This window comes from Sinosporangium siamense, from assembly GCF_016863435.1.
GTDB classification, from domain to species: domain Bacteria; phylum Actinomycetota; class Actinomycetes; order Streptosporangiales; family Streptosporangiaceae; genus Sinosporangium; species Sinosporangium siamense.
In genome coordinates, this window is sequence record NZ_BOOW01000047.1 from 1 (window position 1) to 18,847 (window position 18,847).

18 protein-coding genes are annotated in these 18,847 nt (G+C 70.1%); 13 read left to right on the forward strand and 5 right to left on the reverse strand.

Going from position 1 to position 18,847, the window contains the following annotated elements; genetic code table 11:
- Nucleotides 1–124: 124 nt before the first annotated feature.
- Together Ssi02_RS33605 and Ssi02_RS33610 are read right to left on the reverse strand one after the other, a co-directional pair.
- Nucleotides 125–940 carry an ABC transporter permease gene (locus Ssi02_RS33605; protein WP_204031625.1) on the reverse strand — a complete coding sequence of 272 codons (816 nt, stop codon included), beginning with the start codon at nucleotides 938–940 and terminating at the stop codon, nucleotides 125–127.
- A 2-nt stretch (nucleotides 941–942) separates the two neighbouring features.
- On the reverse strand, nucleotides 943–1,851 hold the full coding sequence (locus tag Ssi02_RS33610) for an ABC transporter ATP-binding protein (RefSeq protein ID WP_204031626.1): 909 nt from the start codon (nucleotides 1,849–1,851) through the stop codon (nucleotides 943–945).
- A gap of 258 nt (nucleotides 1,852–2,109) precedes the next feature.
- Here Ssi02_RS33610 and Ssi02_RS33615 point away from each other — a divergent pair, with 258 nt between their 5' ends.
- The 11 genes from Ssi02_RS33615 to Ssi02_RS33665 all read left to right on the forward strand — a co-directional run bounded on the left by Ssi02_RS33615 (nucleotide 2,110) and on the right by Ssi02_RS33665 (nucleotide 13,191).
- Nucleotides 2,110–2,886, forward strand: coding sequence for a VOC family protein (locus tag Ssi02_RS33615; protein ID WP_204031627.1), 777 nt, complete (start codon nucleotides 2,110–2,112; stop codon nucleotides 2,884–2,886).
- 193 nt (nucleotides 2,887–3,079) lie between these two features.
- Complete coding sequence (locus Ssi02_RS33620; RefSeq protein WP_204031628.1) at nucleotides 3,080–4,342, forward strand: multidrug effflux MFS transporter; 1,263 nt, start codon at nucleotides 3,080–3,082, stop codon at nucleotides 4,340–4,342.
- A gap of 182 nt (nucleotides 4,343–4,524) precedes the next feature.
- The gene (locus Ssi02_RS33625; protein ID WP_373870235.1) at nucleotides 4,525–5,280 is read left to right on the forward strand and encodes a helix-turn-helix transcriptional regulator; all 756 of its coding nucleotides are present in this window, start codon (nucleotides 4,525–4,527) and stop codon (nucleotides 5,278–5,280) included.
- A complete protein-coding gene (gene sufB / locus Ssi02_RS33630) occupies nucleotides 5,277–6,689 on the forward strand; it encodes a Fe-S cluster assembly protein SufB (protein ID WP_204031630.1) in 1,413 nt (470 codons plus the stop codon). The genes Ssi02_RS33625 and sufB overlap by 4 nt, the downstream gene beginning before the upstream one ends.
- A 1-nt stretch (nucleotide 6,690) precedes the next feature.
- Nucleotides 6,691–7,812 carry a Fe-S cluster assembly protein SufD gene (gene sufD / locus Ssi02_RS33635; RefSeq protein WP_204031631.1) on the forward strand — a complete coding sequence of 374 codons (1,122 nt, stop codon included), beginning with the start codon at nucleotides 6,691–6,693 and terminating at the stop codon, nucleotides 7,810–7,812.
- A complete protein-coding gene (locus tag Ssi02_RS33640) occupies nucleotides 7,809–8,129 on the forward strand; it encodes a non-heme iron oxygenase ferredoxin subunit (protein ID WP_204031632.1) in 321 nt (106 codons plus the stop codon). The genes sufD and Ssi02_RS33640 overlap by 4 nt, the downstream gene beginning before the upstream one ends.
- Nucleotides 8,129–8,875, forward strand: a complete 747-nt coding sequence (sufC, locus tag Ssi02_RS33645) for a Fe-S cluster assembly ATPase SufC (RefSeq protein ID WP_204031633.1) — start codon at nucleotides 8,129–8,131, stop codon at nucleotides 8,873–8,875. The genes Ssi02_RS33640 and sufC overlap by 1 nt, the downstream gene beginning before the upstream one ends.
- A complete protein-coding gene (locus tag Ssi02_RS33650; protein WP_204031634.1) occupies nucleotides 8,872–10,134 on the forward strand; it encodes a cysteine desulfurase in 1,263 nt (420 codons plus the stop codon). The genes sufC and Ssi02_RS33650 overlap by 4 nt, the downstream gene beginning before the upstream one ends.
- A 2-nt stretch (nucleotides 10,135–10,136) precedes the next feature.
- On the forward strand, nucleotides 10,137–10,571 hold the full coding sequence (gene sufU / locus Ssi02_RS33655) for a Fe-S cluster assembly sulfur transfer protein SufU (RefSeq protein WP_204031635.1): 435 nt from the start codon (nucleotides 10,137–10,139) through the stop codon (nucleotides 10,569–10,571).
- The gene (locus Ssi02_RS33660) at nucleotides 10,571–10,927 is read left to right on the forward strand and encodes a metal-sulfur cluster assembly factor (protein WP_204031636.1); all 357 of its coding nucleotides are present in this window, start codon (nucleotides 10,571–10,573) and stop codon (nucleotides 10,925–10,927) included. Before sufU ends, Ssi02_RS33660 begins: the two co-directional genes overlap by 1 nt.
- A gap of 239 nt (nucleotides 10,928–11,166) precedes the next feature.
- A complete protein-coding gene (locus Ssi02_RS33665; protein ID WP_204031642.1) occupies nucleotides 11,167–13,191 on the forward strand; it encodes a DEAD/DEAH box helicase in 2,025 nt (674 codons plus the stop codon).
- 202 nt (nucleotides 13,192–13,393) lie between these two features.
- On the opposite strand, the gene Ssi02_RS33670 is transcribed toward Ssi02_RS33665, so the two are convergent.
- A complete protein-coding gene (locus Ssi02_RS33670) occupies nucleotides 13,394–14,584 on the reverse strand; it encodes a hypothetical protein (RefSeq protein ID WP_204031637.1) in 1,191 nt (396 codons plus the stop codon).
- Nucleotides 14,581–15,105 carry a SigE family RNA polymerase sigma factor gene (locus Ssi02_RS33675; protein ID WP_204031638.1) on the reverse strand — a complete coding sequence of 175 codons (525 nt, stop codon included), beginning with the start codon at nucleotides 15,103–15,105 and terminating at the stop codon, nucleotides 14,581–14,583. Before Ssi02_RS33675 ends, Ssi02_RS33670 begins: the two co-directional genes overlap by 4 nt.
- A gap of 157 nt (nucleotides 15,106–15,262) precedes the next feature.
- Between Ssi02_RS33675 and Ssi02_RS33680 the strand changes: the two genes are divergently transcribed.
- The gene (locus Ssi02_RS33680; protein WP_204031639.1) at nucleotides 15,263–16,441 is read left to right on the forward strand and encodes an FAD-dependent monooxygenase; all 1,179 of its coding nucleotides are present in this window, start codon (nucleotides 15,263–15,265) and stop codon (nucleotides 16,439–16,441) included.
- A 274-nt stretch (nucleotides 16,442–16,715) separates the two neighbouring features.
- On the opposite strand, the gene Ssi02_RS33685 is transcribed toward Ssi02_RS33680, so the two are convergent.
- Entirely contained in the window at nucleotides 16,716–16,946 is a 231-nt protein-coding gene (locus Ssi02_RS33685; RefSeq protein ID WP_204031640.1) for a DUF5302 domain-containing protein, read from the reverse strand.
- Nucleotides 16,947–17,143: 197 nt separating this feature from the next.
- Between Ssi02_RS33685 and Ssi02_RS33690 the strand changes: the two genes are divergently transcribed.
- Nucleotides 17,144–18,571 carry a WGR domain-containing protein gene (locus Ssi02_RS33690; RefSeq protein ID WP_204031641.1) on the forward strand — a complete coding sequence of 476 codons (1,428 nt, stop codon included), beginning with the start codon at nucleotides 17,144–17,146 and terminating at the stop codon, nucleotides 18,569–18,571.
- Nucleotides 18,572–18,847 lie beyond the last annotated feature (276 nt).

Below are 18,847 nucleotides of genomic sequence, written 5' to 3' on the forward strand. Positions count from 1 at the left end.
CCCGGGCACGGGACCCCCGCTCGCGCGCGGATACGACTCCCGGCCCGCCTCCCTGCCCCCCGTTCACGCAGCGGCGACCGTGGCACACGCGGCTCCGGGAGTGGGGGCCGATCACGAGGCCCGGTTACTCCCAGCGGAAGGTTTTGGCGGCCAAGGTGAGGGAGAGCGCGGCCCAGGCGGCCAGGATGGCGCAGGCGGCCAAGGGGAGGCCGCCGCCGGACAGGGCCTGGCGGAGGCCGCCGGTGAGGGCGGAGATGGGCAGGAACTCCAGGACCGAGGCCACGCCGGGGGGGAACTTCGACAGGGGGAAGATCACGCCGCCGCAGGCCAGCAGGACGAGGTAGACGAGGTTGGCGCCGGCCAGGGTCGCCTCGGCGCGCAGGGTGCCCGCCATGAGGAGGCCGAGGCCGCTGAAGGCGGCGGTGCCGAGCACCAGCAGCAGGGCGGCGGCGAGGGGGGAGGCGCTGGGGCGCCAGCCGAGGGAGAGGGCAACGGCGACGATCACCGCCACCTGGAGCACCTCGACGGCGACGACCGCGAGGGTCTTGCCCATCATGAGCCCGCCCCGCGTCAGCGGGGTGGCGCCGAGCCGTTTGAGCACGCCGTATCGCCGCTCGAACCCCGTGGCGATGGCCTGCCCGGTGAAGGCGGTGGACATGACGGCGAGGGCCAGCACGCCGGGGGTCAGGAAGCCGACGCGCGAGCCGCCGCCGACGTCGATCAGCGGCGCAACCGTGAAGCCGACGAGCAGGAACACCGGGATGATCAGCGTGATGAGGAGCTGCTCGCCGTTGCGCAGCATCGCGCGCACCTCGGCGCCGGTCTGCGCGATCACCCGGGTGGCGGCCGAGGCGGCGCCCGGGGCCGGTCGCAGGTCGAGGGCCGCGGCCGATCCCTCCCCCGCGGCGGCCGGGGAGTGGGTGGTGCTCGACTGTGTCATGCTCAACGCAGCTCCCGGCCGGTCAGTTCGAGGAAGACGTCCTCAAGGGTGCGGCGCTCGACGCCGAAGTCGTTGATGGTGACACCCTCGGCGGCGCACCAGGCCGTGACGGTGGCCAGCAGCTCGGGGCCCACGACGCCCTCGACGATGTAATGCCCCGCCGGCGACTCCTTGGCGGCGCTCCCGTCGGGCAGCGCGCGCAGCAGTTCGTCGAGGTTGAGGCCGGGCCGGGCGCTGAACCTGAGCTGGCGCTCGGCTCCGGTGAGGGCGGCGGGGCTGCCCTCGGCCACGATCACGCCCCGGTCGATGATCACGACGTGGTCGGCCAGGCGCTCGGCCTCGTCCATGAAGTGGGTGGTCAGCACCACCGAGACGCCGCACGCGCGCAGCTCGCCGACGAGGTCCCAGCAGGCGTGCCTGGCCTGCGGGTCGAGCCCGGCGGTCGGCTCGTCGAGGAAGACCAGCTCGGGGCGGCCGATAACCGCGCCGGCCAGGGAGAGCCGCTGCTGCTGGCCGCCCGACAGGCGGCGGTAGGGGGTGCGGGCGTGGGCGGTCAGGCCGAGCCGTTCGAGCAGCGCATCGGGGTCGAGCGGGCTGGCGTAGAACCGGGCGGTGGTGCGCAGCCACTCGCCCGCACGCGTCGCGGGCCACACGCCGCCCGCCTGGAGCATGATGCCGACCTTGGCGCGGAGGTCGCGGTGGCCCGGGTCGAGCCCGAGCACGCGCACGGTGCCGCCGTCGGGCTTGCGGAACCCCTCGCAGATCTCGATCGTCGAGGTTTTGCCCGCGCCGTTGGGGCCGAGGATCGCGGTGACCTCGCCCGCGGCGGCTGTCAGCGTGAGGCCGTCGACGGCGGTTGTCCTGCCGTATCTCTTGACGAGATCGACGATCTCGACGGCTGGGGAGTCCATGCCACGAGTCTAGAGAACAGAACGTGCGGTCCGGTGCGTGGGCGTCGCGACGACAGGGGCACGACACATAAATGCAGATGAGATTGATTCAGGTCATTGGCAAAGTCTGGAGGAAGTCTTCAGATTCCTGGCTGATGTCGGGGTATGTCGTGCAAGGTCACGTCTGGGGAGCACGACCGGCGCCCTGAGGCGGCCTTGTCGACGGGGCGAGGCTCGTGGGCCGCACGTGCGGGTCGCCGGCACAAGGAGGTACGGGCGATGTCGCAACGCACTGCATATCAACCGGGGGAACACTGCTGGGTCGATCTCTCCAGCACGGACGTCCCTCTGGCGGCGAGCTTCTACGGGGAGCTCTTCGGCTGGGAGGCCGAGTTCGACCCGAGGCCGGAGACCGGGGGCTACGGCCAGTTCCGCCTGAACGGCAGGAGGGTGGCGGGGATCGGCCCGACCTTCCTGGAGGGCATGCCCTCGGTCTGGAACTCCTACGTGGCCGTCCGCGACGCCGCGTCGACCGCCGCGCGGGTGCAGGCGGCCGGCGGCCTGGTGACGATGGAGCCGATGCCGGTGCTCCAGGAGGGCACGATGGCCGCCTTCCAGGACCCCGGCGGCGCCTACTTCATGGTGTGGCAGCCCGAGCGGCACTTCGGCGCCGAAATCGTCAACGAGCCGAACTCCTTCTGCTGGAGCGAACTCGCCACGCGCGACCCCGAGGGGGCCAGGCGGTTCTACCCGCAGGTGTTCGGCTGGGAGGCCGAGACCCGGGATTCCGGGCCCATGCCGTACACCGAGTGGCTGCTCGACGGGCGGGCGATCGCCGGGATGCTGCCGATGGGGCCGCAGTTCCCTGAGGAGGTCCCGCCGCACTGGTTGCCCTATTTCGCGGTCGCCGACTGCGACGCGACCCTGGACCGCGCGAGGGCGCTGAGCGCGACGACCTTCGTGGAGCCGACCGAGCTGCCCATCGGGCGTTTCGGTGTGCTCGCCGATCCGACCGACGCCGCCTTCGGGGTGATCGCGCTCAACGAGGCGGACTGAACGCCGTTTCGGCGCCCGCGGCCGGGCAGGTCAGGCGGATGGTCTGCCCGGCTTCCAATGAGGCGAGGGTGACGGGCGATACAAACCGATACGCACGCTATTTCAGGAATTAATGTCCCTTGGCAAGAGTTTGACTCTCCTGGGGTCATACACGGGGTGGCTCCGCGCCGATACGCGAAGGGTTGCCTACCGAATGACCACGGCCGCCGCAGCCGCACCGCAGCAAACCGTCGATCCGGTACGGCGGCGCAGGGTCCTCCTGCTCACCCTCCTCGGCGCGCTGTCGGCCATCGGGCCGCTCACCATCGACATGTACCTCCCGGCGCTCCCCGCCATCACCGGCGAGTTCGGCACCGGGGCCGCGCAGGTCCAGCTCACCCTCACCGCCTCCCTGATCGGCGCCGCCCTGGGGCAGGTGGTGGTGGGGCCGATCAGCGACGTGCGCGGGCGCCGCGGGCCGCTCATGATCAGCATGATCGCCTACGCCGTGGCCTCCGTGCTCTGCGCGCTGTCCCCCTCGGTCTACGCGCTCGTCGCGCTCCGCCTCATCCAGGGCTTCACCGGCGGCGCGGCCCTCGTGATCGTCAGGGCCATCGTCCGCGACCTCTACTCAGGACCGGCCATCGCCCGCGTCTTCGCCTCGCTGATGCTCGTCAGCGGGCTCGCCCCGATGCTGGCCCCCATAGCCGGCGCCGAGGTGCTGCGGTTCACCTCCTGGCGGGGCATCTTCGTCGTGCTCGGCGTGGCCGGGCTCGTGCTTCTGGTCACGGTCCTGCTGTGGCTGAAGGAGTCGCTGCCGGCGGAGGAGCGGCAAGGAGGCGGCCTGCGCACCACCGCGAGCACCTTCTGGCGTCTGCTGCGCGACCGCGCCTTCCTCGGCAGCGCGCTGGCCGGCGGCCTCGGCTTCGCGGGCATGTTCGCCTACATCTCGGCATCGCCGTTCGTGCTTCAAGACGTGTACGGCGTGAGCCCGCAGCTCTATTCACTGATCTTCGCGCTCAACGCACTCGCGCTGGTGATCACCGCTCAGATCGGCGGGCGCCTCACGGGACGGGTACGGCCGGCCGTGCTCGTGGTGTCCGGACTGTCGGCCATGGTCGTGGGGGCGGGCCTGCTGCTGGCCGCCGTGCTCGCGGGGGCCGGGCTGTGGACGGTGGTCGGCGGGCTGATGGTGCTGATGGCGGGGCTCGGGTTGTCGCTGCCCGGCACGACCGCGCTGGCGCTGGCCGGCCAGCCGCCGCAGATCGCGGGCAGCGCCTCGGCGCTCCTCGGGGTCATGCAGTTCACCCTGGGCGGGCTGGCCGCGCCCCTGTCGAGTGTGGCGGGTGAGGGCAGCGCGCTGCCGATGGCCGTGGTGATCACCGGGATCAACGTGCTGGCCCTGGTGGCGTTCCTCGCTCTGTGGCGCCGGCCGGCGGCCGGGCCCGTGCGGATCACGGAGCAGGTCCAGCCGTAGAGCCCGCGCCGGAGACCTCCCCGGCCGCTATCCGGCTCTCACATATTCAGTCAGGTGTCCCCACTTCAAGGTTCGGTCAAACTTAGGTAAGGCTAAGCTGCGTGAGAAATTTCATTCTCCTCAAATCTGGCATCCGTTTGTGTGGGGGGAAGGAATTACGTCACACTGATGTTGTGAAAAACGTGGCCGGGATAAAGCACGCCGAGGCAGGCGCGGAGCGGGGCACCCGCGCGCGCGTCGCCAGGCTGATCCTGGAGCACGGCCCGATCACCGCCGCCGCGCTCGGCGAGCGGCTCGGGCTGACACCCGCGGGTGTCCGGCGTCACCTCGACGCACTGCTGGCAGAAGGCCTGACCGAGCACCGCGCCGCGCGAGTGCCCGGTCAGCGGGGCCGGGGGCGGCCCGCCAAGCAGTTCGTCATCACCGACGCAGGGCGCAGCGCGTTTGAGCACGCCTATGATGACCTGGCGGGCAGCGCCCTCCGGTTTCTCGCCGAGCGACTCGGGGAGAAGGCCGTGGCCGACTTCGCCCGCGCCCAGGTGGCGGGCCTCGTGGCGCGGCTTGAGCCCGCGCTCCGCGAGGTCCCGGCCGACCAGCGGGTGCGGGTGCTGGCCGAGGCGCTGTCGGCGGAGGGATACGCCGCTTCGGCGAGCAAAGCCGCCGTCGGCGGCGAGCAGTTGTGCCAGCACCACTGCCCGGTCGCTCACGTGGCAGCCGAGTTCCCGCATCTGTGCGAGGCCGAGACAGAGGCCTTCGCCAGGATCCTCGGCACTCCCGTGCAGCGGCTCGCCACGATCGCCCACGGCGACGGGGTGTGCACCACCCATGTGAGCCCCCACGCCCTGGCCGAACGGGCCAAGAGGGGCGCGGAGCCGGGCGCCGCGACCGGACAAGCAGTGAACACGATCCACTCATCGAGCAAGGAGACCGGAAGGTGACTGTCACCGACCGCCCGGAGCTGGAAGGCCTCGGGAACTACAGGTTCGGCTGGGCCGACTCGGACGCCGCGGGAGCGGCGGCCAAGCGCGGCCTGTCCGAGGACGTCGTCCGCAACATCTCTGCGCTTAAGGACGAGCCGGAGTGGATGCTGGACCTCCGCCTCAAAGGACTTCGCCTCTTCGACCGCAAGCCCATGCCCAACTGGGGTTCCGACCTCTCCGGCATCGACTTCGACAACATCAAATATTTCGTCCGCTCCACCGAGAAGCAGGCCACGAGCTGGGACGAGCTGCCGGCCGACATCAAGAACACCTATGACCGGCTGGGCATCCCCGAGGCCGAGAAGCAGCGCCTGATCGCCGGCGTCGCCGCGCAATACGAGTCCGAGGTCGTCTACCACAAGATCCGTGATGACCTCGAGGAGAAGGGTGTCATCTTCGTCGACACCGACACCGGCCTGCGCGAGCACCCCGAGCTGTTCAAGGAATACTTCGGCTCGGTGATCCCGGTGGGCGACAACAAGTTCGCCTCGCTCAACACCTCCGTGTGGTCGGGCGGCTCCTTCATCTACGTCCCGCCGAACGTCAACGTCGAGATCCCGCTCCAGGCCTACTTCCGGATCAACACCGAGAACATGGGCCAGTTCGAGCGCACGCTGATCATCGTCGACGAGGGCTCCTACGTCCACTACGTCGAGGGCTGCACCGCGCCGATCTACTCGTCCGACTCGCTGCACAGCGCGGTCGTCGAGATCATCGTGAAGAAGAACGCCCGCTGCCGTTACACGACCATCCAAAACTGGTCCAACAACGTCTACAACCTGGTCACCAAGCGCGCCGTGGCATACGAGGGCGCGACCATGGAGTGGATCGACGGCAACATCGGCTCCAAGGTCACGATGAAATACCCCGCCGTCTACCTCATGGGCCGCCACGCCAAGGGCGAGACCCTGTCGGTGGCGTTCGCCGGCGAGGGCCAGCACCAGGACGCCGGCGCCAAGATGGTGCACCTCGCGCCGCAGACCAGCTCCACCATCATCTCCAAGTCGGTGGCGCGCGGCGGCGGCCGCACCTCCTACCGCGGCCTCGTGCAGATCGAGGAGGGCGCCGAGGGCAGCGCCTCCACCGTCAAGTGCGACGCGCTCCTGGTCGACCAGATCAGCCGCTCGGACACCTACCCCTACGTCGACGTCCGCGAGGACGACGTCAACATGGGGCACGAGGCGACCGTCTCCAAGATCTCCGACGACCAGCTCTTCTACCTGATGAGCCGCGGTCTCAACGAGGACGAGGCGATGGCCATGATCGTGCGCGGCTTCGTCGAGCCGATCGCGCGCGAGCTCCCGATGGAATACGCGATCGAGCTCAACCGCCTGATCGAGCTGCAGATGGAAGGAGCGGTGGGCTGACATGGGCCTTTCGACCAAGCCTCTCTCCACGCTGCACGAAAAGTCATCGTTCGACCTCGCCGACTTCGAGGTGCCCACCGGCCGCGAGGAGGAGTGGCGGTTCACCCCGCTCTCCCGCCTCAAGGGCCTGCACAACGGCACCGCGCCCGCCGCCGGCACCCTCGCCGTCGAGGTCTCCGCCCCCGAAGGCGTGATCGTCGACTCCGTGGGCCGCGACGACGCCCGCATCGGCTCGGCCTACACCCCGTCCGACCGGGTGAGCGCCCAGGCCTACTCCTCCTTCGAGAAGGCCACCGTGGTGACCTTCCCGCGCGAGTTCGCCGACAAGACGCCCGTCACCCTCACCCTGCGCGGCGACGGCCAGGGCACGGCCTACGGCCACACCGTGATCGTGGTCGAGCCGCTGGCCGAGGCGGTCCTCGTGATCGAGCACCTCGGCAGCGCCGTCTACGCCGACAACGTCGAGTTCATCGTGGGCGACGGGGCGATCCTCAAGGTCGTCACCCTCCAGGACTGGGCCGACGACGCCGTGCACGTGTCGCACCACCACGCGAGCCTCGGCCGCGACGCCACCTTCCACGGCTTCACGGTCACCCTCGGCGGCGACCTCGTGCGCCTGTCGCCCAGCGTGGCCTACACCGGGCCGGGCGGCGACGCCGACCTGACCGGGCTCTACTTCGTGGACGCCGGCCAGCACCTGGAGCACCGGGTGCTCGTCGACCACACCGTGCCCGACTGCCGCAGCAACGTGACCTACAAGGGCGCGCTGCAGGGCGACGACGCGCACGCCGTGTGGATCGGCGACGTGATCATCCGCGCCGAGGCCACCGGCACCGACACCTACGAGCTCAACCGCAACCTGGTGCTCACCGACGGCGCACGCGCCGACTCGGTGCCCAACCTGGAGATCCTCACCGGCGAGGTCGCCGGCGCCGGGCACGCCAGCGCCTCGGGCCGCCTCGACGACGAGCACATCTTCTACCTGCAGGCCAGGGGCATCCCGTTCGACGACGCCCGGCGCCTGGTGATCCGAGGGTTCTTCGCCGCGCTGCTGGAGAAGATCGAGGTCGAGGAGATCCGCGAGCGCGTGCTCCGCGCCGTGGAGGCGGAGCTCTCCCGATGAGTGGATTCGAGCGGGTCTGTGGCCTGTCCGACATCCCCGACGGCGGTGTCATCGGCGTCGAGGTGGGGGAGACGCCTGTGGCGCTCGTCCGCAACGGAGCCGAGGTGCACGCGCTGCACGACGTGTGCTCACACGCCGAGGTGCGGCTCAGCGAGGGTGACGTCTACGACGGCACCCTGGAGTGCTGGCTTCACGGCTCGTGCTTCGACGTCCGCACCGGCAAACCCACAGGGCCCCCAGCGACCAGGCCCGTCCCCGTCTACAACGTCAAGATCGACGGCGATGACGTTCTCGTCTCGCTCTCGAAGGAGTCATAGTGTCCACCCTTCAGATTCGTGACCTGCACGTCGCCGTTGAGGACAAGGAGATCCTCAAGGGCGTCGACCTGACCGTCAACGCCGGCGAGACCCACGCCATCATGGGCCCCAACGGGTCGGGCAAGTCGACGCTCGCCTACGCGATCGCCGGGCATCCCAAATACACGATCACCGGCGGCTCGGTCCTGCTCGACGGCGAGGACCTCCTGGAGATGTCCGTCGACGAGCGCGCCCGCGCCGGCCTGTTCCTCGCGATGCAATACCCCGTCGAGGTGCCCGGCGTCTCGGTGTCCAACTTCCTGCGCACGGCGGTCACCGCGGTGCGCGGCGAGGCCCCCAAGCTGCGTGAGTTCACCAAGGAGCTCAAGACCGGCATGGACTCCCTGGCCATCGACACCTCCTTCGCCCAGCGCAACCTCAACGAGGGCTTCTCCGGCGGTGAGAAGAAGCGCCACGAGATCCTCCAGCTTGAGCTGCTCAAGCCCAAGATCGCCGTCCTCGACGAGACCGACTCCGGCCTCGACGTCGACGCCCTGCGGGTCGTCTCCGAGGGCATCAACCGCTTCCGCTCCGGCGAGACCGGTGTGCTGCTCATCACGCACTACACCCGCATCCTGCGCTACGTGAAGCCCGACTTCGTGCACGTCTTCGCCGGTGGGCGCATCGTCGAGAGCGGCGGCCACGAGCTGTCCGAGCGGCTGGAGAACGAAGGCTACGAGCGGTTCGCTAAGGTGGCGTCTGCATGAGCTTGCCTAGTCTCGACGTGGAGAGGATCAGGAAGGACTTCCCGGTTCTCTCCCGCGAGCTGCCGGGCGGCCGCCCGCTGATCTACCTCGACTCGGGCAACTCCTCGCAGAAGCCCACGCAGGTGATCGAGGCGATGCGCGACCACCTGGCGATGCACTACAGCAACGTCGGCCGTGCCCACCACGCCCTCGGGGCCGAGTCCACCGAGGCATACGAGGGCGCCCGCGACAAGGTCGCGGCCTTCGTGGGCGCGCCGAGCCGTGACGAGATCGTGTTCACCAAGAACGCCTCCGAGGCGCTCAACCTGGTGGCCTACGCGTTCGGCAACCCCATGGGCGGCGACCCGCGCTTCCAGATGGGGCCGGGCGACGAGATCGTCGTCTCCGAGATGGAGCACCACTCCAACATCGTGCCGTGGCAGTTCCTGGCCCAGCGCACGGGGGCGACGCTGCGGTGGTTCGGCGTCACCGACGAGGGCCGGCTCGACTTGAGCGGCCTGCACGAGCTGGTCAACGAGCGCACCAAGATCGTGTCGATCGCGCACCAGTCCAACGTGCTCGGCACCGTCAACCCGGTCGCCGGCGTGCTGGCCCGGGCGCGTGAGGTCGGGGCGCTGCTGATGCTCGACGCCTCCCAGTCCGTGCCGCACCACCCGGTGGACGTCGCGGCGCTCGGCGCCGACTTCGTCGCCTTCACCGGCCACAAGATGGTCGGCCCCTCCGGCATCGGCGTGCTGTGGGGGCGGGGCGAGCTGCTGTCGGCCATGCCTCCGTTCCTCGGCGGCGGGGAGATGATCGAGGCGGTCTGGATGGACCGTTCGACGTTCGCCCCGATCCCGCACAAGTTCGAGGCGGGCACCCCGCCCATCGTCGAGGCGGTCGGCCTGGCCGCCGCCGTCGACTACCTGTCGGCGATCGGCATGGACGCGGTCGAGGCCCACGAGCGCGAGCTCACCGCCCACGCCCTCGGCGCGCTGGGCGAGATTCCGGGGCTCCGCCTCATCGGGCCGGGCGACCTCGCCGACCGGGGCGGCACGGTCGCTTTCACGCTTGAGGGCATACACCCCCACGACGTGGGGCAGATCCTCGACGATGTGTTCGGCATCGCGGTGCGGGTGGGGCATCATTGTGCTCGTCCGCTGCACCTGCGGTTCGGGATTCCGGCAACCACGCGGGCGTCCTTCTACCTCTACAACACCACCGATGAGATCGACGCCCTGGTCAAGGGGCTGCATCACGTCCAGAAGGTCTTCGGATAGCCATGATCGCCGAGTCGATGTACCAGGAGTTGATCCTGGAGCACTATAAGCACCCGCAGGGCCGCGGGCTGCGGGAGCCCTACGACGCCGAGGTCCACCACGTCAATCCCACCTGCGGTGACGAGATCACGCTGCGGGTGAAGCTCGGCGATGGCGGCAAGGTCGAGGACGTCTCCTATGATGGCCAAGGCTGTTCCATCAGCCAGGCGGCGGCCTCGGTGCTCTACGACCTGGCGACCGGCTCCACCGCTCGCGAGAGTCTGTCGGTGGTGGACGAGTTCACCCGCCTCATGCAGGGCAGGGGGCAGGTCGAGCCGGACGAGGACGTGCTCGGGGACGCGGTGGCCTTCGCCGGTGTGGCGAAGTTCCCGGCCCGGGTCAAGTGTGCGCTGCTGGCATGGATGGCCTACAAGGACGCGGTGGTGAGGAGTCAGTGATGAGCAAGCCGGTTGAGACCCCGACGAGCTTCGACGGTGACACGTCGGAGGACGACGTCATGGAGGCGCTCAAGGACGTCGTCGACCCCGAGCTCGGCATCAACGTCGTCGACCTCGGCCTGATCTACGGCGTCGCCCTCGACCCGGGGGAGAGCGGCCTGGTCGCGACCATCGACATGACGCTCACCAGCGCGGCATGCCCGCTGACCGACGTGATCGAGGAGCAGGCCAACGCCGCGTTGACCGACCTCGTTTCGGATGTCAGGATAAACTGGGTTTGGCTCCCCCCATGGGGGCCGGACAAGATTACAGACGAAGGCCGAGACCAGCTTCGCATGCTTGGCTTCAACGTCTAGAGTTTCTCTTTCCCGCGCGACTTGCGCCAGCCTGGCGCAGGTCGTGCCTGCATGATCGCGGTCTACCCCCAAGAGGGTAGAGTTGTCTGCGACCCCGTGATAGGCAGCCGTGAGGTGGGCTGCCCCGCCGCCCAGAGTGGCGCATGTGACCGTACGGCGCCCGCCGTACTGCTCTCGGCTCGTCCTTTCGCAGAAGTGACGCGCCGCGTCCTTCTACGAAAGGCACGATCTACGTGACCATGCTCGATGTCAGCCTGCCCGACACCGACGACACGACCCCCGAAGGCACCGGTCTCGCCGGCGAGGCCGAGGCCGAGGAGCCTGGCTTCGCCGTACTCGGCCTGCCCCGTCCTCTTGTCACCGCGCTCGCCCGCCAGGGCATCGAGAGCCCCTTCGCGATCCAGCGCGCGGCCATCCCCGACGTGCTGGCCGGCAGCGACGTGCTCGGCAGAGGACAGACCGGGTCGGGCAAGACGCTCGCCTTCGGTCTTCCCCTGATGGCCAACGTCGCCGGCGAGCGGGCACAGCCCGGCCGTCCCCGCGCGATCATCCTCGTCCCCACCCGCGAGCTGGCGCTCCAGGTGCACGACGCGCTTGAGCCGCTCGGCCGCGGGTTGTCCCTCCGCATGAAGACCGTCGTCGGCGGCATGTCCATGGGGCGCCAGATCGAGGCGCTGCGCCGCGGCGTCGAGGTCGTCGTGGCCACCCCCGGCCGCCTCACCGACCTCATCCAGCAGGGTGAGTGCTCCCTCGCCGACGTGCGGGTGAGCGTGCTCGACGAGGCCGACCACATGTGTGACCTCGGCTTCTTCCCCGTCGTCAGCGCCCTGCTCGAGCAGACGCCGGCCGACGGGCAGCGGCTGCTGTTCTCCGCGACCCTCGACGGCGACGTCGACAAGCTCGTGCAGCGGTTCCTCAAGAGCCCCGTGACCCACTCCATCGCCCCGGCGACCTCGCCCGTGGAGACGATGGAGCACCACGTCGTCCAGGTGTCCCGCGACGACAAGTTCCCGATCACCGCCGCCATCGCCAACCGCCCGGGCCGCACGATCATCTTCGTGCGCACCCAGCACGGCGTGGACAAGCTCGTGAAGTCCCTCGCCCGCGTCGGCGTCACGGCGGGCGGCCTCCACGGCGGCAAGCGGCAGAACCAGCGCACCCGCATCCTGGCGGAGTTCCGCGAGGGCAGCATCGGCGTGCTCGTCTGCACCGACGTCGCCGCCCGCGGCATCCACGTCGACGACGTCAGCCTCGTGCTCCACGTCGACCCGCCGCAGGACCACAAGAGCTACCTGCACCGAGGCGGCCGCACGGCGCGGGCCGGCGAGCGCGGCACCGTCATGACGCTGGTGCTCCCCAACGAGCGCCGCTCCACCGACGCGCTCACCCGCCGCGCCGGCATCCACCCGTTCCGCCTCAAGGCGACCCCCGGTCACCCGCGCCTCGCCGAGGTCGCCGGTGCCCAGGAGCCGAGCGGCGAGCCGGTGCCGGTGTGGGAGCCGCCGCTGCGCTCCCAGTCCCGCCGCCGCCGCGACGGCCGCGAGGGTTTCGGCGGCGAGCGCCGCTCGCGCCGTTTCCACGACTCCCCGGGTGAGGGCGGCGACGACCGTCCCCGCCGCTCCCACCGCGGCGACGGGTTCCGCAGCGAGGGCTACCGCGGCGAGGGCTTCCGGCGCGACGGTGAGAGCCGTCCGCCGAGGTCCGGCGGCCGCGGCCGTCCCTACGGCGAGAACCGCGGCCCGTTCCACGGCGACCGCGAGGCTCGCCCCGAGGGCGGTCGGCGCTTCGACGGCAACCGTGGTTCCGAGGGTGGCCGCAGCTTCGACGGCAACCGTGGTTCCGAGGGTGGCCGCAGCTTCGACGGCAACCGCGACGGCAACCGCGACCGGGGCGGCTTCGGCGGCCACCGCGGCGGAGACCAGGGCTCCCGCTTCTCCCGCGACGGCGGCCGCGACCGCGGCTCCGACGCCGGCGGCTTCCGCCGCGAGCGCGGCTTCGACAACCGTGGTGGTCGGCCCTCCGGCTCCGGTTCCGGCGACTTCCGCCGGGACCGCGGCTTCGACAACCGCGACCGCCAGAGCTCCGGCGAGCACCGCACCGACCGCGGCCCCCGCTTCGGCACCGGCCACGAGCAGTCCGGCGACTTCCGCCGCGACCGGGGCGACTACCAGGGCGACCGCCCCCGAGGCGAGTGGCAGGGCCGCGGCAGCGCCTTCCGCGCCGGCTCGCGCGGCACCGGCAACGACCGCCGCTTCGGCCGCTGACCTACTGTCAACCTGAGGCCTCCGCTTCCCCACACGTCATGTGTGGGGGGCGGGGGCCTCTCGCTTTTCCTGAGTCGGCCCTGGTCCCTGCTTAGGTGGCCGCGATGGCGGTTACAGGCCTTCCGCTGACGTCCGACACGGCCAACGCCGGCGCTTCGCGGGGGTTTGTACGGTGCCCACGACCGCCCAGTAGCCGGAACCGTCACAACGTCGCGGGAAAGCCAGGCAACACGAGGTAGAAGGGGCTTTGTGCGCTGTAGGTGGTGAGCTTGCGGGCCTTGCCGGTCTTGACGTTCACCGCGTAGGCCGTGAAGGGAGCGTAAGACGATTGAACGCTTGCGGCGTTGACGTCTGCCTCCTTGCAGGCGATGGGGGAGACGATGGCGGTGATCTCTTGAGGGCCGGTCCAGCTGCGCAGGTAGACGACGTTTCCCTTCGTGGACAGGCCCTGGAACGGAACCCTCCGCAGCACCTTGCCGGTCTGCGGATCCAGGTGGACTAGATCCGGACTGGTTCTCGGGCACACAGAGCCGGGGGTTTTGCCGCTTTTCACCGCCACTGCGGTCTCGCCATCGGGACGGAGAGCGCCGGGAAGGTAGGTGCCGGTGACGTCGATGGTTTTCTCGTTACTTGCCGTGGACGTCTGCCAGAGGTGGGAGATGGTCTGGAACCGGGTCTTGGGGGCGTACTGCGCGAGCGTGATCGTGTCGCCGCCCGGTGACAGGCCGATGGGGTTCCAGCCGTTCGGCAGTGGCCGGACCATGCCTTCGCGGAGGTCGAACAACATGGCGGGGTCCTTGAGCCGTGGCATCTTGCTGAAGGCCAGGAAGCGTCCGTCGTCTGACAAAAGCAGGTGCGCGATGCTGCCCAGCCAGGCCTTGGGCACCTTCGTCGGAGCCGTCAGCACCGTCCCTGAGGCGAGGTCCCGCACCGCGAAGGTGCCGGCCTTCGCGTCGTAGTAGGCGATCTTGCGGCCGTCCCCGGCGATCGCGAACGGGGTTTCCCTGAGCCCGAAGGTGGAGCCGCGCAGGGCCTGGGCCACCCGGTAGGTCGCGCCGCCGTGGGTGACCACCCGCCAGCCGCCGTCCACGCAACCAGCGGGCGGCTTGCCCTTCTCCGGCCGGCAGAACGTCATGTAGGCGTGGCTCAGCGGCCCCACGCCACTCGCCGGCAGGTCTCGCACCGCGCCGGACTCGGCGGCGGGGGGCGGCTGCGCGGGCAGCAGCCGCACGGTGGCCGTCACGGCGAGCGCGACGGCGGCGATGGGCACGGGTGCGAGCACGGACAGCATCCTGCGCCGCCGCCGCTCGTGGGTCCTGATCGTACGCTCGGCGAGGTCCACGCGGGGTGCCTCGCCGGCCAGGTCGTCCAGCGCGTTCCGCAGCCAGGTCATCGGCGCGTCCCTTTCAGTTCTTCCATCTCCTCGGACCGCGGCGCCAGTTCGGGCGCGCACTCCCGCAACCGGGCCAGCGCGTGGTGGGCCTGGCTCTTGACGGTGCCGATCGAGCAGTTCAGCAGTTTGGCGGTCTCGTGCTCGGTGAGGTCCTCGTAGTAGCGAAGCACGATCACCGCGCGCTGCCTCGGCGGCAGCCGGGCGAGCGCCTGCCGCATGGCGAGCCGGGCGACCGTGGACTCCTCGCTGGAGTAGGAGCCCTTCGGCGGCTCGCTGCTCGGCAGCTCGGCTCTCGCCGGCCGCCGGCGCCAGGAGATGTAGTGGTTGACGAGAGCCTTGCGGGCGTATGCCTGGGGGTTGGCGACGTGCGCCAGCTTGGGCCACCGGCCGAGGACCTTGAGCAGCACGCTCTGCAGTAGGTCCTCGGCGAGGTGGGGATCCCCTGTGAGCAGGTATGCCGTTCTCATCAGCGACTGCTGATACAGGGCCACGAACTCCCGGAAGCTGTCATTGCGATCCAAAGCTGCTCCTCTCATCCGTTACCGACGCCGAGGGACGGGTGAAAGGTTGGGAGGCGAAGCTTGGTTCGGCTCCGCCGTGCAGGCCATGTGAGCAACAGGAGGGACGTATACGGTTTTCTGCATATCTCGGGCTTGCTATGGAGGGGGCGGCGCGTCCATGGGGAAACGCGTGATCGTGGTCGGCGGCGGCATCGGGGGCATGGCGTGCGCCGTCGGGATGGAACGCGCGGGCTGGGAGGTGACCGTGCTGGAGCGCGCACCCGCGTTCACCGAGCTGGGGGCCGGGCTCGTGCTGGCGCCCAACGCCGTGCGGGCGGTCGACCGGCTCGGGCTGGGCGCCGCGCTCCGGGCCAAGGGCATGCCCTACGGCTCGGCGGGCATACGCTCACGCACCGGTGCCTGGCTCGTCAAAGGCGACCTCACCGACATCGAACGCCGTTACGGTGTGCCGTTCTTCGCCCTCCACCGGGCGGATGTGCACCGGATGTTCCTCGACGCCCTGTCCCACACCGACCTGCGCACCGACCACCGGGTGATCTCGGTGAGCCGGGGCGACGACGGCGCCGAGGTCGTCTTCGAGGGCCCCGGCGGACAGGGTACGGCGGAAGCCGACATGGTCGTCGTCGCCGACGGCGCGCACAGCCGGCTGAGAGGGCTGCTGTTCCCCGAACATCCCGGGCTGGAATATGCGGGCTACGTCGCCTGGCGGGGTGTGGTGCCCGCCGAGGAGGGCAGGCGGATCCGCACTGAGGGGGGTCCGGCCGAGACCTGGGGGTGGAACTCCAAGCGGTTCGGCGTGATCCCGCTGCCCGACGGGCGGATCTACTGGTATGCCTCCGCCCCTTATCCGGAAGGGGCGTGCGCCGGGGACGGCATGGCCGACCTGATCCGGCGTTTCGGCCGTATGCACGACCCGGTGCCCGCCGTGCTCGCCTCGACGCCGGAGGAGAACCTCCTGCGCCACGACGTCTACCACCTGCGCGAGCCGCTGCCGGGCTACGCCGTAGGCCGGATCGTCCTCATCGGCGACGCGGCCCACGCGATCACGCCCGACCTCGGGCAGGGGGGATGCCTGGCGCTGGAGGACGCCGTCACCCTGGCCGTGCTCAGCGAACGCCACTCCGCCGTGCCCGCGCTTCTGCGCGCGTACGGTGAACTTCGCGTGGCGAGGACCCAGCGGCTGGTCGGCATGTCCTATCGCACCAGCCGGGTCGCACAGTGGCGGGAGCCGCTCGCGATCGGGCTCAGGGACACCGTGATGCGAATGATTCCGATGAGCGGGATCATGCGGTCCATGGACGATGTGCTCGACTGGGCGCCGCCGGACTCCCCGTAACGCTCCGGGGCCGATCTCACAACCCTCTGTAACCGTCCGCGGGGCGGCTCAGGACTCTCCGCTGTCGCCTATGCCAAGAGCCGTCGGGGGGCGCCGGGTTGCCGCCGTCCGGTGAACGCCGTCCAGGAGGTCTCGGCCAGGCTCACGGGCAACTCACGCCTCCGGCGTACCGAGGACCCGCCGTGGCCCGCGCATGAGGACGCCTCCGGGGGATCGCCCCGGAGGCGTGGCGGTGATGTGTGACCGGAGTGGAGAGGGCCGGTCGCCCCGATGATCAGCCGCCGCTCTTGCGACGGAAGGAACGTCTGCCGGCCGCGGGGCCGTGGGTTCCGTGGATCTTGGAGCCGGACCTCCCCGAGCCCTGTGCGCTCGCCTCGGCCTGGTTACGGCGCTTGCGATCAAGTGCCTCACGGAACTTGCGCTTCATCTCGTCCTCGGAGCCTTCCGCGGTCTCCTGGACCTCGGCGTCCTCGTGGCTCTCCGGCTCCGATACGGCGTCGGTCATGGTGGCCTCCTGCTAGGGGACGGGTGCTCCTTGCGGGACCCCCGTCCGGCGTGCTTCTCCACCCATCCTGCCGCACGATGGCCCCCGGGCGGATCGAAGCCGACATCATCTCATGTTCTCTCCGGCGGCTGGATGTCGGTGCCCTGCCGTACTCTTCGGGACAACTGATCACGCCGTGAAGCCGGAGAGAATCCCCCATGATTGAGCAGACCACCTACCTCGAGTTGTCCGAAGAGGGCGACGGTGCGCACAAGTTCTACGAGGTCGTGCAGGCGGGCACGCAGGTGACCATCAGCTATGGGCGGATCGGTGATCGCGGCCAGGTCAAGGTGTCGTCCTTCGCCACCGAGGAGAAGGCGACCACCGCCGCGGCGAAGAAGGTCGCCGAGAAGGTGCGCAAGGGTTATGCGCCCGCGGTGCGCGGGGTGCGCACGCGCCGGTCGGTGACGCGGCGCGCGGTCGTGAGCCACAGCTCCACGGCCTCGCAGGCGCCCGTCCTGTGGCGGTTCAACACCGGAGACGCCGCCTTCGGCATTTACATCGACGATCAGCGCTGCTGGGTCGGCAACCAGGCCGGCGACGTCTACACGCTGACCCACGACGGCTCGGTGACGAGCCGGTTCCGCCTGCCCGACGGCGTCAAGTGCCTGGTGGGCGACGACTTCTGGATCTACGCCGGCGCCGACGACGGCAAGGTCTACGACCTGAGCGGCAAGGTTCCCCGGGTGGCCTATGAGATCGCCGAGGACGTCGACATCTACTGGCTCGACATCCGCGACGGCGTGCTCGGCGTCTCCGACGCGGGCGGCCGCGTCACCGTGATCGACCACGAGGACGAGTTCCAGTGGGAGCGCAAGGGCTCCGGCATGAGCGGCTGGATGGTGCGATGCGACGATAAATCCGTCTATCACGGTCACTCGGAGGCTGTGTCCCGCTTCGAGACGTCCAACGGCGAACAGACATGGCGCACCCCGCTCAGAGGCCAGGTGCTGTTCGGTTGGCAGGAGTCCGACGACGTCTACGCCGGCTGCTCCGACAACAAGATCTACCGCCTCGCCAAGGCCGACGGCAAAGTCACCGCGACCTACAAGACCAACGGCATGGTCTTCTCCTGCGCCACCGCCCCCGGCGGGCGTTATGTCTTCGCCGGCGACAACCACTCGTCGATCTACTGCTTCGACGAGGCCGGCACGCGGTTGTGGAAGCTCGCGACCGGCTGCGGCTCGGCTCTTTCCATGCAGTTCCTCGACGACCGGCTCTACATCGTGACCACGGGCGGCGCCCTCGCCTGCATCGACGCCAGCGAGGCGGCCATCCTCGCCGCCCAGCAGGGCGACGTCCCCGTGCCGGTCGACGTCAAGGCCGCCGCCACCCTGGAGACCGTCGAGCCCACCACGACCCTCGCGACCACCGCCCAGGCGGGCGACGGCGTCGTGGTCGAGTGCATCCGCGAGGGCTCGGGCCTGCGGGTCCGCGTCGTGAGCCCCGGCTACGAGTCCTCGTGGAACGTCCAGTTCCCGAAGGACATCCGCGAGGCAGGCGCCCGCTACGTGATCGACGGCGTCCGCACCTCCGGCCGCGGCGGCTTCTACCGCGCCTACGGCGACATCCGCCGCCTCATCTGACCGCCGGTCCCCCAGGGTGGGGCCGCCTCAGGCCCCGCCCACACGTCGGCAGGGGCGGGTGACGAAGGGAACGCGCTTAGGTTGAGTTCAGGCTCTGCCCGCGCGTCGGCCGGCAGAGCGGGGCCCGCCCGCACACCGGCAGGGACAGGCGACCGAAGGCAACGCGCCCAGAGTGAGCTCAGGCCTTGCCCGCCCGCCCGTCGGCAGGCAGGGGCGGGCGCGCGGCGGCACGGCGCCTCCAGCGCGGCGTACGGCACAGGCTCGCTGTGTTTCAAT

Coding starts and splice junctions, on each gene's coding strand:
- Ssi02_RS33605 (WP_204031625.1), bottom strand. CDS start 940: ATGACACAGTCGAGCACCACCCACTCCCCGGCCGCCGCGGGGGAGGGA.
- Ssi02_RS33610 (WP_204031626.1), bottom strand. CDS start 1,851: ATGGACTCCCCAGCCGTCGAGATCGTCGATCTCGTCAAGAGATACGGC.
- Ssi02_RS33615 (WP_204031627.1), top strand. CDS start 2,110: ATGTCGCAACGCACTGCATATCAACCGGGGGAACACTGCTGGGTCGAT.
- Ssi02_RS33620 (WP_204031628.1), top strand. CDS start 3,080: ATGACCACGGCCGCCGCAGCCGCACCGCAGCAAACCGTCGATCCGGTA.
- sufD (WP_204031631.1), top strand. CDS start 6,691: ATGGGCCTTTCGACCAAGCCTCTCTCCACGCTGCACGAAAAGTCATCG.
- Ssi02_RS33640 (WP_204031632.1), top strand. CDS start 7,809: ATGAGTGGATTCGAGCGGGTCTGTGGCCTGTCCGACATCCCCGACGGC.
- Ssi02_RS33650 (WP_204031634.1), top strand. CDS start 8,872: ATGAGCTTGCCTAGTCTCGACGTGGAGAGGATCAGGAAGGACTTCCCG.
- sufU (WP_204031635.1), top strand. CDS start 10,137: ATGATCGCCGAGTCGATGTACCAGGAGTTGATCCTGGAGCACTATAAG.
- Ssi02_RS33660 (WP_204031636.1), top strand. CDS start 10,571: ATGAGCAAGCCGGTTGAGACCCCGACGAGCTTCGACGGTGACACGTCG.
- Ssi02_RS33665 (WP_204031642.1), top strand. CDS start 11,167: ATGCTCGATGTCAGCCTGCCCGACACCGACGACACGACCCCCGAAGGC.
- Ssi02_RS33670 (WP_204031637.1), bottom strand. CDS start 14,584: ATGACCTGGCTGCGGAACGCGCTGGACGACCTGGCCGGCGAGGCACCC.
- Ssi02_RS33680 (WP_204031639.1), top strand. CDS start 15,263: ATGGGGAAACGCGTGATCGTGGTCGGCGGCGGCATCGGGGGCATGGCG.
- Ssi02_RS33685 (WP_204031640.1), bottom strand. CDS start 16,946: ATGACCGACGCCGTATCGGAGCCGGAGAGCCACGAGGACGCCGAGGTC.
- Ssi02_RS33690 (WP_204031641.1), top strand. CDS start 17,144: ATGATTGAGCAGACCACCTACCTCGAGTTGTCCGAAGAGGGCGACGGT.